Origin of the sequence: Anaeromassilibacillus sp. SJQ-1 (assembly GCF_046693725.1) — a bacterium.
Classification (GTDB): domain Bacteria; phylum Bacillota; class Clostridia; order Oscillospirales; family Acutalibacteraceae; genus Anaeromassilibacillus.
The window spans coordinates 366255-379968 of the sequence record NZ_JBKEIV010000048.1; the positions used below are offsets into that span (position 1 = coordinate 366255).

The window sequence follows — 13714 nt, forward strand, 5'->3', positions numbered from 1 at the left end:
CGTATCTTCCACTGCACAATAGTCGGATTTGTACCCAGACCTTGCAAAAACGATGGCCCAGCAGGGATTTCCGCGTTTACATTTGGAAACCACCTGCTGGGCCATATCGGTGGAACGTCTCTGCCTGCACCTTCCTACATGTCCGGTCTCTTATTTCTATGATAAGAAACAGACCGAATGATATACATACACACTGGGAAAGTTACCGATTCGAAGTATTGCACTTTTGGAAGTGCCTGTTTCTATCTTTCCGATATACCGATCAGAGACATCCCATATTCTTTTTTGCTCTTACGAACTCTTATACTTCCATTATCATGCAATGTAGTTTCACATCCTGACCCGGCAGGGTGGTGTAAACGCCTGTGCTCCAGCCCGGTGGACCACAGCGCCTTTCGGCCTGCAATCTTTTGCTTCCTTTTGGAAATTCCCATACATTTTATCTTTCACTTACATCCCAAATACACAAAGTCTCAAAGCCACAGAATCCCCGCTCTGGTTTCCCGGAGCGGGGGTTTTGCCCTTTGCGGAAGGGGTCTCCCCTTCGCTCAATCTACTAAGATACTCGCCAAGGATGGCTGGGCCATGCTCCTGTGGACGCACAGCGTCTTCCGCGCCTGCGGCGTCTCCTATGCAAGCTTTCTGCTATCGGCTGCCGGGTACTTGATCGAATATGTACACGTTTATACCTTACACAAATTGTCCGGCGTTCAGCCAATGGTTACCGTGCAATGCAGCTTCGCATCCTGGCCCGGCAGGGTAGTGTAAACGCCTGTGCTCTGGCCCGGCGGACCACAGCGCCTTTCGGCCTGCAATCTTTTGCTTCCTTTTGGAAATTCCCATACATTTTATCTTTCGCTTACATTCCAAGTACACAAAGTCTCAAAGCCGCAAAACCCCCGCTCCGGGAAACCGGAGCGGGGATTCTGCTCTTTGCGAAAGGGACTCCCTTCGCTCAATTTACTAAGATGTCCGCCAAGGATGGCTGGGCCATGCTCCTGTGGGTACACAGCGCCTTTCGAACCTTCGGCGTTTCCTGCAAAAGCGCACTTCCGTCAACGGTTGCCCAATTAAATGGCCCGTGTCTTTTGCACACCCTCCAGCATTTAGCCAATGGTTGCCGCGCAATGCAGTTTCACATTCTGACCCGGCAGGGTGGTGTAAACGCCTGTGCTCCGGCCCAGTGGACGCACAGCGTCTTCCGCGCCTGCGGCGTCTCCTGCGCAAGCTTTCTGCTATCGGCTGCCGGGTGCTTGATCGAATATGTACACGTTTATACCTTGCATAAATTGCCCGGCGTTCAGCCAATGGTTACCGTGCAATGCAGCTTCGCATTCTGGCACGGAAGTGTAGTGTAAACGCCTGTGCTCTGGCCCGGTGTGCCAACTGCATAAACTCTGTAGTAGTAGTCATTGCCGATCTGGGACACAAACTGCGTCTTCAGAATGCTTCCGTTGCCCACTGTGAAGCTCGGCGCCAGTCCGTTTCCATTGACTACGGTCATCTTGAAGGTGTACATGCTTCCTCTGTTCAGCGTGATGGCATTTGCCGCATCACTGCGCACGCTTGCCGCTGCACTCTGGCTTGCGGAAACTACACCCGCTGCTCCATATGTGTTGCTTACATTTCTCGATGTGGAGCCGCTCTTCTTCGCTGTCGTCGTCTTTGTCTCCAGGTTCTGGATGCTTGCTTCCAGTGCTTCTACGGCACTCTTGACCTCTTCTTCGGTCGCTGCCTCATTGTTCAACACAACCTTTGCGTTGCTCAATGCCTTCTGCATCGCTGCCACGCTCTTTGCTGTGTACTTGCTGGTGTTCACTGCCTCTGCTTTTCCAATCAGGTCTTTCAAAGCGTCCTTGTTCGGAATCATACGCAGTGCTGTAATCGCATTGAGCAGTTCTTCGGCCTTCTCATCCACTGCCTCCTGGGTTGCATTGTCATTTTCCAACAGAGTTTCTGCATCGCCTAGGATGGTTTTAAAGGTAGCCCATGTTTCATCCTGGATGTACTTCGAAGCATTTTCTACAATTTTCTTGCCTTCTGCTACCAAAGCTTCCAGATCCGTCCTGTCTGCACGGAAGACCAGGTTGTCAAGCGCTTCATACAGCGCTTCTGCCGCTGCCTGGATGTCTGCTTCCAGTACTTCCTCGTCGTCCATCAGGTCCTCTGCCGCCTTGTATGCGTCGTCCAGTGCCTTTACGCTCTCCGGCGTGAAGTTCTCTCGATTGATGCTCTCTGCAATCTCCATCGGGATTTCCAGCTGGCTCTTGTCGCCCGCTGCAAAGCTCAGATACTGCAATGCCTCGATCAGCTCAAACATCGCATTGTTGATTTCATCCTGGCTTGCGGTCTTCTTTTCTTCGATCGCTTTCGCTGCCTGCAACGCATTCTCGTACTTCTTCTGTACCGACGGGACTGCCGCCTCTACCTGCGCTTTCACGTTCTCGCTCTCTGCGATTGTGATCACTTCGCGCAGATTTTCTTTATCTACGATCGTGAAGCCCAGTTCAATCGTGGTGTCTGCATTTGGCATTGCCAGGCTGTATACATACTCATTGACATCAAACGCCTCTACCGGCTCGCCATTGACTGTCACGCCTGCGATCTCTCTTCCTTCGACTCTCGGCTCAAAGGTCAGGTCGAGATTCGTGTTTGCCATCACGACGTCTTTATATGCGCCGGTCAGGTTTGCAATCGTCTGCTCTTCCCCATCGATTGACAGCTTCACCGTTGTCGGGTAGCTTACTGTCAGGGTATGTTCGCTCGGAATCACCGGTTCGTCGGGAATATCCTCCGAGTTCGGCGTGGTCATCGCTGCATAGAGGATATTCTTTGCAACCCCTATCGCCATCTGTCTGGCATCTTCCGGAAGCGCTTCTGCATCCGCGATGGCACGTTCCAGGCGTTCCAAACTGGTTTGTGTGAAGTTTGTGGTATCCGTTGCCTTGGCCTGCGCCAAGATTTCTGCTAGTTTCTCACGATCCTCTGTCGTATCGGCCCGGAAATCGGTCCTAATTTCCAACTCTTCGGAAGTTGCGATCACTTGCTCATCCTTGAGAGCGACGAGCTTGACATAATAAGTTCCCGCTTCTGGAACGGTAAAGGCTACCTTATCCTTGGCATGGCTTCCATGATACCGGATATTGGTTTCTTCATGTGTATATACACCGGGTTCTATACCATAGAGCACCTTGTAGCCATTTGCACCGGAATTCAACGGATAATAGGCCAGTAAGGTATTATATGCGGAAGTAATGTCCACTTCCAAAATAATGGGCTTTTGCAGTTCTGTCAGTTCCTCGTCGTTCAAAGGCCGCACAAGAACATTGTCGACGTCAAAACTACGCTGATAACTCCGTACACCAATCTTACCTGTCTGATAACGGCTATCAGCATCAGTCCATTGATGCACCAGTTTTCCGTCAATGTAGAACTGGAAGGTATCATGCCATACAATCACTTGAAGGGTATAAGTTTTCCCAACTTCAAACTGGAAGCCTGCCTCCCTGGCGACTTGATGCCAGCTCCCATCACCATAACCCATGATCCAATAATCATGTCCTATGCCAAAATAATAACCATGGAAATTATCTGCACCGGAACCTTCGTTTGTGCTACGGAAGATGATTCCTGCGTTCTGATCGTTTTCCTGGGTTAAGGTAATGTCCGCCTTGACGACATAATCACTCCATGCATCATCCCCAGCCATTGCTTTGACATCGTCGTCCGTGCCAAAATGCATGACGCCGTCTGCAACCTGGATCTTATCGACCGTACCATGTTTGGTCCACACAGCATTGGAGGCATCCGCATCGGAAAAATCATCTGAGAAGTTTGCCTCTATATAAGGTGGATACTCAGATCCTGTTTGGCCGTCACCGTCCTCAAAGTCCGCAAAGACTTTCAGATCTTCTTCCGTCACCGGACGGACGTCAATTCCGTTGGCAGTAAATGCTTCCTTCCAGGAACGGAAGCCGACTGTTCCCACTGCATAACGGCTGTCGCGGAAACGATAGACAAGTTCATTATCGACATAAATCGCAAAATATTCACCGCGGGCAACCACCTTAATGGTATAGACCTGTCCTGCCTGGAAATCATGTGGAATCCCAATCAGCTGGTTCCAGCTTCCATTGGCAAAGCCTACGACGATCCCGTTCTTTCCAATACCTGCATAGTATCCATAGTACTCATCCGCGTTATTACCAAATTGGGTTCCACGGAAAATCAACCCAACATCCCGGAATTCATTTTTATCAATTGTGACCTGTGCTTCAACAACATAGTCAGACCAATCATAGGCTTCTTCTAAGTCCAAAACTGCCTTAACACGTTCTCCCGAGCCAAAGTGAATCTGGGACGCGCTGTCCGACACTTTTTGAATCTCCACCAATCCCTCTGGATCATACAGAAGCCAATCGCGTTCTGTCTCTTCTACTGTTCCAAATCCAGAATACGAAGCCTGAGGCACATTGGGATCTGGCTTTGAAATATCATCCGAACCCGGCTGAATAACGCACTCTTTCGCAGTCTCTTCCCCTTGAATCATCGCAGTGACCCGGACATAACAAGCTTTTGACTCATCAATCCCACGCAGGGTAATTGTTCCTGTTTCAAAGCCTGTGACCGTATTGGTATATGCGCCTTCCTGTGTACCATATTCAACGCGGAACGGCGTTTCCTGTGCATCAAGATTGGTGATTACCGTCACAGTATCGTCTGAGCGCTTGGTATGTACAATCCGAATCTCGTCTACAGAGCGGCGAACTGGTACCACTTCCAGCTGATCGGCACGAGCATCCACTAAACGGATGTTGTTGTATTGACCAGCATCGAACCGGAGGTCTCCGGAAATCAAACTCTTCAAATTTTCAACTGTTGCCGAACCGGTCGAGAGATCGATTTCTTGGGAGTACTTTCCATTGATTACCAGAAGTCCCTTTCCCTCCCCGCGAATTTGCAGGGTATAATCGCGCGCTTCAGGTACTACCACATTGTCAAATTCCTGATAGGTTGTTCCATGAACCGTGATTTCCTTTGAATCTACGGCGGCTGTCTTTACGATGGTAGCAGAGGGTTCCCCTATCTTCGGAAAATGTGTGATGCGCAGTCGGCCACATCCATACGGAATCAACTCGATATCCTCCACCAGACTCTCGTCGTACGGGGTCGGTCCAAAGGGTTGTGGTCCAGCCATATTGCCATCCAAGGTCCAAGAGGGGATGATCTGGCCTTTGCCTTTTAAGGTAACCGGAGCATTGTCCACAGAAAAGGGTTGAAGCGCCACTTCATTCGTCTCAACGATTTCAAAACTTTCCTCCGGATTCTCGCGATTGACAACCAGGCCATAATTCCAGCGGCTAGCTGGATAGATTTCGCGCAATGGGGACTGCTCTTGATGCGCCTGTTGGATGTCGCGTGCGTCGTTGCTATCTTCTGTTCGCCAATCTTCTTCGATCTTAAGGCTGAAAATCAGAGGACCTTTTTCCACAGCAACCGAGTCGTTGTACCATGTTGAGGTTTCTAGTTCACTCGGAAGGCGCAAATCCACCTCGTCTCCTGCCTGCCAATCGCGTTTGATTGTATAATATTCACCGGTAATCACGCCTTCTTGTTCTTCTCCATTGACAGAGACTGCCGGGGCCTCACACCACTCTGGAATACGCAGTTTTAATTCAAATTCTGCGGTTTCACCGTTATATGTCAGATGAACAGCATCCTTAAAAGGATAATCTGTTTCCTGAACAAATTTCGCTGTTTTTCCATCCGCTACCTTAGCTGTCACACTGTTCGGTCCATAGGCAACCAGTGCCAGTCCATTGTCCTCGGTCGCCATCCACATATTCTGGACAAATTTAGGCCAACCCATGTGACAATTCGGGAAACAGCATTCAAATCCCGCCGGAGCGCCGTAGGCAATATCGTCTCCATGGTCACAGTCGAATTCATGATACCCCACTGTGGAGATCACCTGGTTTTGCAGCTGATAGTAACACTGCCCGCTAAAATCGGGAGTAAAACAAGCGGGTAAAGAATTGTAGGCGAGGCGTTCCATATGGTCTGCTGTCCAGACATCCCCAAAGATACGTTCGGAGATTTCCGCAGTCAACAGGCCTTCCACCACGCTACACGTCTCAGTGCCGCGGGTGGAACGGTTGTCCCGTGCCGCTTCATCTGCATTGGGTTGATTGTCAATACGGCCGTGGTCTACGCTGTAGTTAAAAATACCATTGCGATAGGCTGTCTTGTCCGCCTCGTCACGGCTCAGCTGATAGTAGACCGATGGAGTCTTCATCCCTTGTGTGGTATTTACAACATGTTCACGCACAGTCGTATTATTACATTTATCCTGCCAATCCCAAGACTGTTCATAAAGCATGGTTCCCAAGTCCAACAGCCACTGGCTCTCCTCCGGGTTGGACGGGTCATATACCTGGTTGTAGAACCAAAAGACACATTCGAGGTTATCTCCTCCACGTGCATCGCCCCAATCACTAAGCGGACGGTTTGGCAGTTCTTTTTCCTGATACCGATAATACTTTTCAAAAAATGGGAGCACTCGTTCATCCGGATTCCCCTGTTGTACTGTGGCCTCATAGTAGTCACGCATCCCCATCAGAGCAGGCATGCGCGACCACCAATTTTCTAAACTGCTATTCGGGCCAAAGGCACCGGATTCTGTTTGACTGCTGAGAATGGCCTCTACCCATTGCTGCACTTCCTCTTTCAAGGCCGCATCGTCTAGCGCATAAGCCAAAGCGACAAGCCCCCGGAAGAAATATGTCCCTTTCTCCCAGTTGTCTCCGCTTTGATGGTTGAGCCATTCGCTGGTCTCATAGTTGTAATTGTTGAATTTCTTCATGTTGCCGGTCAGATTATCCTTTTGTAGCAAAAGCTGATTTTCCAACCAATCACGCGCCTTTACTGCCCCCAACGGTAATTGTACCAGTGGGGTTTCCAAAAGCTCTCCCTGGTTGGATACATAGTTTTGATTTCCTCTCCGGGAAGGCTCCTCTTTGGCGGAAACAGGCATCGCCATACTGCACAGCATCGAAACTGCTAAAACACAGGCTGAAACCCGCCGCCAAAGCTTTCCGGTTCGTTTCATAGAATTGACTCCTCCTATCCAGTCTGGCATCCTTTGGCCATTTTTACATTTATCAGTATACCAAACTCATCTATGCAAGTATTTACAATTTTTCGATATAATTTTATATTTTTTTAATATTAATTCTAAAATTTATATTATTATCGCTCAACGATACTTTTGTCGATAGCAATATATTTATAGAATAGTAACACTGTATTTGGTTGCCTTTATTTTTTATAATTTTTAATATCCATCAAAACAAGTATTCTTTAATACCGTTCGATAAACAGCCGATAGCGCAAAAATTTTTATTTTAGCTGCTAACTTCTGTTTTCACAACATCTTGCAGGAAAATAATAGGCTTTTACTTTTGTACATTGTATCCGTTCAGCCTTTCTAGTGCTTAAACGCAAAAATACCACCTCAGATTTTCTAAGGTGGTGTTTTATTCTCTCTATTTGCTTCTAGCTTTTGTTCGTAACTTTAACGGTATCGATCGATCTGGATTCCACCAAGCATCACCAGAATAATTTTTCCAGTCTATTTTCCAATGGTCCACTTGTTCGTATTGTTCTACTCCACATGTTCATGCCAATCGGATGCAATCCAGGTTTTACCCGATTCTCCTGGCGTCTCACTAGCGGACCCATACGCTTGTGTCTTCCATCCGACATTTTCTCATCTAAAGGTTTCGGTCACGTCACCACAATTCATAAACTTGTCTAGGAAAACCATAATTTTTCCAAATCGCTGCATTCTGTAGAAAGACTCAATCCTATTTCAAACCCTGATTGACTGTATTGCTCCAACCTTTTTCCATAAAAAACTATCCATGATTTAGAATATCACGTTGAAGGCTCATATTCGCTACGAGCATATAATCGTCTTTCAATGCCGTCCCATCTGGAACTCTCCAGGTGACAGACATCTTTGGGATTCTGCTTTTAATTCGTCAGGAATTCAATCGGTTAGTATATCAATCTGATAGGTATTGGTCTACGTTTTCTAAACGTTCACTTTTACTGATACAGACAACTCTTATATCAACAGGAATGGGGGCACTACTAGGGAAATTCAATATTTTCTTCTCTATAATATATCCTTTTGCTCCACACATTGTACACCCTTTCTGCCTCCCGTGGCTCTCTTCAAGCAGTTTGATAAAGACGCCACTAGTCGAATATATGTAACGAAACATATATGCTATTGCCCAAAATCAATTATCCGCATCTAGTATTATGAAACATATTTCATAACATTTTTTACCTTTTGCATATGAAGGATGACAAAATTCTGTTGTTGGATTAGAACTTAACCTTGCATTTCAATTTAAGCTCTAACTTATTGCATCCTTTGGATATACAATTTAAAACTTACTTTGATATTTAATCGTTTCCACAATATTGGGAATTATATAGAATTACATATAAATTTAAGCACAAACACAACACTTTTACATGTATGGCATGTATTTAACACACTTCAATTATCCATTCGTAGATTCCTTTCCTTGTTTCCAGCCTCCCTCATCAACTGGAATAAAATCATCTATAAATGACGAAACTGTTTCTAAACGATTTGGGACATGTTGTATCTGTCGCATCATTCCTCGGCTGGATTGGAGGATCATTTCGCATGGAGAAACACATTTTGATCCTGGCAACCACCCACGATTTCCTCTGGAAATTCGAACGGGAGGATGTCAATCTGTTACAGCAAATGGGGTTCGTGGTTCACTATGCGACGAATATCAAAGAGCCCACATATGTCTCCTATAAGAAAGACATCCAAAGGATGGGGGTACAAATTCACCACATCGAAATTGCAAGATCTCCCTTTTGCTTCGGGACAACTGTAAAGCGCTCCAGCAACTTCTACAGCTGATTGATCGGTATTCTATCCAGGCCATCCACTGCCACACACCCGTCGGTGGATTGTTGGGCCGGCTCGCCGGAAGACTCTGTAGGAATCTTTCTCCCCTGATCCTCTACACTGCACACGGCTTTCATTTTTACCGGGGTGCTCCTTTATTTAACCGCTTGGTCTACTATCAAGTGGAAAAAAAATTGGCGAACGACACGGATGTACTGATCGTCATCAATGGGGAGGACTTTAAAGCCGCTCAAAAATTTCACCTTAAACCGGGAGGCCGTCTCTATCAAATTCCAGGCGTTGGGTTAGATCAGAATGTTTTTCACCCGCTCCCCGATCAACGGCGAAACGTCCTCCGGGATCAACTTGGAATTGGAAATCACGATTTTTTTCTTCTCTCCGTGGGCGAACTCAATGAAAACAAGAACCACCGTGTCGTTTTGGAAGCTCTGGCAGAAATGAAGCGCCAGCATAAGGACTTGTCACACATCCGCTATGGAATTTGTGGAGATGGCTTTCTCCACGGACGCATTCAACAATGGATACAAGAATGGGGCCTTGAGAAGCAAGTTATACTCTTTGGGTATCGTACACAGGTTTCGGAAATTCTCGGTTGTGCCGATGCCTCTGTTCTTTCTTCAAAGCGAGAGGGACTTGGAATGGCAGGACTGGAATCACTGGCCATGGGAGTCCCCGTCCTTGCTGCTGATAACCGCGGAACACGCGAGTACATGGTGCACGGCCAGAATGGTTTTGTTTGCGAGCGCAACGAAGCAGCTGCATTTATCGAAGGCATTGAATTTTTTCTGCGGTTAGGCCCAGAAGAACGCGCAATGATAAGGGACCGTTGCTGTGAATCCGCAAAACCCTTCGCAAAAGCTTATACCAACGCCATCATGCAAGAAATCTACGCCGAGGTGAATCGTAGGATTGAACAACGTATGTATAAGCCGTCCTATAAAAATCAGCATCATCATGGGGGTATTTAATCCACGTGTCAAAGAACGATTTTTTCGTTCGATTCAATCTATGATTGTACAAAGCTTTTCTGCCTGGGAATTGCTCCTGTATGACGACGGATCTTCGGAGCCCTATGCCACTGCGATCCGATCCGCAGCAGACCTGGATTCCCGGATACTGCTCATTCGGGCCCCGCAAAACCATGGGCTCGCTGATGCATTGAACACCTGTATACGGACTGCCAAGGGAGACTATATCGCCCGAATGGACGACGACGATTTTTCCACGCCCGACCGGCTTTACAAGCAATATCGGTTCTTAGAGGAACATCCAGAGTATCAATGGGTGGGAAGCTATGCAGAACTTGTGGATTCACAAGGAAAATGGGGGATTCTGAGAGTTCCAATCGTTCCACAGGCCCGCGATTTTCTCCACAATTCCCCATATATCCATCCATCCGTCCTGTTTCGCAAAGAGGTACTCATCCGCAATGGAGGATACAACCCAGCAAGGGTATTTTTTCAATGTGAGGATTACGAGCTGTTTATGCGTCTGCATCAAAACGGGGAGCGAGGATATAATCTTTCGGAACCGCTTCTAGAATATTGGGAGGATCGGGACTCCTATCGAAAGCGAACGTATCGGCGGCGCATCCGCGAGATGAACCTACGTTACCATGGCTTTCAAGCATTGGGTATTCTCCATACCTCGACATTTTTCTATGTCCTGAAACCGCTACTGGTCGGGGCGCTTCCTGTTTCCCTCCAATATTCCATCAAACGTTGGGAACAGCAAAAGCGCATCAACGGCAAAAAAGGGAGGTAAGCGAAGTCCATGCAGGATGATCGGCTCGCGCTGTATCAGCGCGAATGTCAAAATAGTCCCCAAATTGTGCACGCCCTTCAGGAACTGCCTCTCATAGGAGAGGATGCCATCTCCATCGTTTGCCGGTATGTGTTGGCTCCAGCATTGGGCGGGTTTACTCAGTGGCTTCTCAAGGAAGCCTGTAAAGCACAAAAACAGCGGCTCTACTTCTTGGCGCGGGACGGATATTTGATGTATCGTGCCGCGCTTCTTTTCTGTGAAAAGCAACGGCTTCCCATCGAATGCCGCTATTTGAGCTGCTCTCGTTATTCTCTTCGGATTCCAATTTTTCATTTGGATACAGAGGCCGCCCTTGCATACCTCTGCCGGGGTAGCTTACAAATCAGCCTGGAACGAATTCTCACACGCGCAGGGCTTACAGCCGATGAAAAGGAGGCTGTTTTCCAGAGACTCTCCCTACCCTATGGGCCAACAGTACGTCTCTCTCATACCAGGTTGGCGCAAATTCATGAAAGTCTGCGTCAATGTAGCACATTTCTCGCGGCCATGAACCGCCATTCAGCGGAAGCGATGCCAGCGTTAAAGGGGTATTTGTCCCAGGAAGGGCTTTTGGAGGACAGAACCGACGCCATTGTTGACAGTGGGTGGACAGGTTCTATGCAGATGGTCCTAAACGAAGTTCTTTCCCACATGGGACGAATTCGGCCGTTGAGTGGATACTACTGGGGACTTTATGAGTTACCTGTCCATGCAAATCGCACATTGTACCATTGCTATGATTTTTCCCCCACATCGCCTCTCAAAGCGAAAGTTTTTTTCAATAATTGCTTATTTGAGGCCATTTTTACCGCTCCACACGGTATGACAACCGGATACCGAAAACTTGGGGACCAATATGTCCCCCATTACGGATTCTCAGATGCACGCCGGAATGCATTTGTCGAACGTATAGAAGCGGAGATATTCCCCTATATCGAGCGGTTGGCGGAACATACACAAATACTGGAGCTTTCATCCGAAGACCTATACAATGACCGAACCATTATACAACGGCTCCTCCAACGGTTCATGGCGGCCCCTTCTCCAGCAGAGGTTGCATGCTTTGGGTCCCTTCCCTTCTCCGATGACGTATTGGAAGGCGAGGAGCAACCTATCGCCTTCCCACTAACCGAGAAAGAATTGACACAAAGTCACCCGCTTCACAAACTCGTTGCCATATCCGGACGCGGGAAGCTCCCTCCCCGCGAAAGCGCATGGTATGAGGGAAGTGTGGTTCGCTGCGGAAAGCATATCCGGTATCATCTGTGGCAGTATACTCTGTATCAATGGATGCGGTACAGTCGAAAACGCCTTATGTATATGAGGGGAAAAAGGAGGGACAGCCGATATGGTTGATACAAAGCAGAGCAAGCAATATGCATTTGTCGTCCAGCAACTGACAGCCAGGGAAATCAAACGAAAATATGCCCGGTCGTATCTTGGAATTCTGTGGAGCGTCCTGAACCCTCTCCTCTCGATGGTGGTTCTCTCTCTGATTTTTTCACAGCTATTCCGGCGTTCCATAGACAATTATCCCATCTACTACCTGACAGGTTATCTCCTATGGCAAACCTTCACAGGGGCAACCACCGCCGCTATGACCGCCCTTGTAGACAACAAGATGCTATTGCTTAAAGTAAAATTCCCCATGGACCTGTTTATCCTCACAAGAGTTTACACCGCCCTAATCAATCTGGGCTATTCTGTCATCGCCTATATCATCATGCTTTTTGTATTCCAGGTTCCTGCGAAGTGGACTATGTTTCTGTCCCCTTTGATTGTTTTCTTTCTCTTTCTCTTTTCACTCGGGATTTCCTATATACTGGCTACTGCTTATGTATTCTTTGGCGATATAAAGCACCTGTACACCGTTTCGCTGACAATATGGATGTACTGTTCTGCCATCTTTTATCCGGTCGAGCAGCTTCAGGGTATGATTCGCGTCATCATTTGGAACAATCCTATTTACACCTACATCCACTGTATGCGAAAAGCGGTGATGGTAGGCGAACTGCCGACTCGCATCGAATGGATACAGATGCTTTTTTGGAGTGTGGGTATCTACTTGATCGGCTATCTGATTTTTAAAAAAAGCCGAAACCGAATCATGCAAAAAATCTGACGGAGGCGTCTGAAATATGCCATGGCAAACGAAAACAGCCACCCCGCACCAAACACCCAATGAACCGTCTCCTGCCATTGTGGTCAGCCATGTGACCATGCAATTTAAACGAGCAAAGGATGAAGCAACCAGTCTCAAAGAACTGCTTGTACGAACGCTGCGCAGGCAACACCGCTACGAAATCTTTCTGGCATTGGACGACATCAGCTTTACCATTCAGCCCGGCGAGGTAGTTGGTATCATTGGCACAAATGGCTCTGGGAAAAGTACCCTTCTCAAGATCATCTCCGGCGCCCTGATTCCGACCTGGGGCAGAGTACAGGTCGATCGAAAAAAGGTTCAACTTTTGACACTGGGAACCGGTTTTGACCCGGAACTGACCGGAAGGGAAAATGTCTACCTAAATGGAGCAATCATTGGATACCCTCAAAAATTCATCGATCAAAACTACTCCGCCATTGTGCGTTTCGCGGAGTTGGAGGGCTTTATGGAGGAAAAGGTACGAAATTATTCCTCTGGAATGGTTTCGAGGCTTGGCTTTGCGATCGCCACGATCCGGGACACCCCCGAAATCCTCATTTTGGATGAAGTATTAAGCGTAGGAGACATGTTCTTCCGGCAAAAAAGCGAAGCCCGCATTCGAGAAATGATCCATGGCGGTTCCACCGTTCTGCTGGTGTCTCACTCCACCTCCGTCATCGAAAACAATTGTACCCGGGCTATTTGGATTGAAAAAGGCCATCTTCGCGCTTCTGGCACTCCCAAAGAGGTTTGCCGCGCGTATGAAAAACTGAAGGAGATGTGAG

General features: G+C 47.7%; 8 protein-coding genes. 7 read left to right on the top strand and 1 reads right to left on the bottom strand.

The window, feature by feature from the left end; all coding sequences use genetic code 11:
• Nucleotides 1–968: 968 nt before the first annotated feature.
• A complete protein-coding gene (locus tag ACGCCZ_RS15065; protein ID WP_411656436.1) occupies nt 969–1358 on the top strand; it encodes a hypothetical protein in 390 nt (129 codons plus the stop codon).
• Here the strand turns inward: ACGCCZ_RS15065 and ACGCCZ_RS15070 are convergent.
• Nucleotides 1301–7108, bottom strand: a complete 5808-nt coding sequence (locus ACGCCZ_RS15070; protein ID WP_411656437.1) for a family 16 glycoside hydrolase — start codon at nt 7106–7108, stop codon at nt 1301–1303. The two genes, ACGCCZ_RS15065 and ACGCCZ_RS15070, sit on opposite strands and share 58 nt — an antisense overlap.
• A 1617-nt stretch (nt 7109–8725) precedes the next feature.
• On the opposite strand from ACGCCZ_RS15070, the gene ACGCCZ_RS15075 reads away from it, so the two are divergent.
• The 6 genes from ACGCCZ_RS15075 to ACGCCZ_RS15100 are packed head-to-tail and all read left to right on the top strand — an operon-like array spanning nt 8726 to nt 13713.
• Nucleotides 8726–8974: a hypothetical protein gene (locus ACGCCZ_RS15075; RefSeq protein ID WP_411656438.1), complete on the top strand. Its 249-nt coding sequence runs from the start codon at nt 8726–8728 to the stop codon at nt 8972–8974.
• Nucleotides 8929–9951, top strand: a complete 1023-nt coding sequence (locus tag ACGCCZ_RS15080; RefSeq protein ID WP_411656439.1) for a glycosyltransferase — start codon at nt 8929–8931, stop codon at nt 9949–9951. The genes ACGCCZ_RS15075 and ACGCCZ_RS15080 overlap by 46 nt, the downstream gene beginning before the upstream one ends.
• The gene (locus ACGCCZ_RS15085; RefSeq protein WP_054324538.1) at nt 9938–10747 is read left to right on the top strand and encodes a glycosyltransferase; all 810 of its coding nucleotides are present in this window, start codon (nt 9938–9940) and stop codon (nt 10745–10747) included. The genes ACGCCZ_RS15080 and ACGCCZ_RS15085 overlap by 14 nt, the downstream gene beginning before the upstream one ends.
• Nucleotides 10748–10756: 9 nt before the next feature.
• On the top strand, nt 10757–12142 hold the full coding sequence (locus tag ACGCCZ_RS15090) for a hypothetical protein (protein ID WP_411656440.1): 1386 nt from the start codon (nt 10757–10759) through the stop codon (nt 12140–12142).
• Nucleotides 12135–12908: an ABC transporter permease gene (locus tag ACGCCZ_RS15095; protein ID WP_054324540.1), complete on the top strand. Its 774-nt coding sequence runs from the start codon at nt 12135–12137 to the stop codon at nt 12906–12908. Before ACGCCZ_RS15090 ends, ACGCCZ_RS15095 begins: the two co-directional genes overlap by 8 nt.
• Nucleotides 12909–12924: 16 nt before the next feature.
• Nucleotides 12925–13713 carry an ABC transporter ATP-binding protein gene (locus ACGCCZ_RS15100; protein ID WP_411656441.1) on the top strand — a complete coding sequence of 263 codons (789 nt, stop codon included), beginning with the start codon at nt 12925–12927 and terminating at the stop codon, nt 13711–13713.
• Nucleotide 13714: the final 1 nt, after the last annotated feature.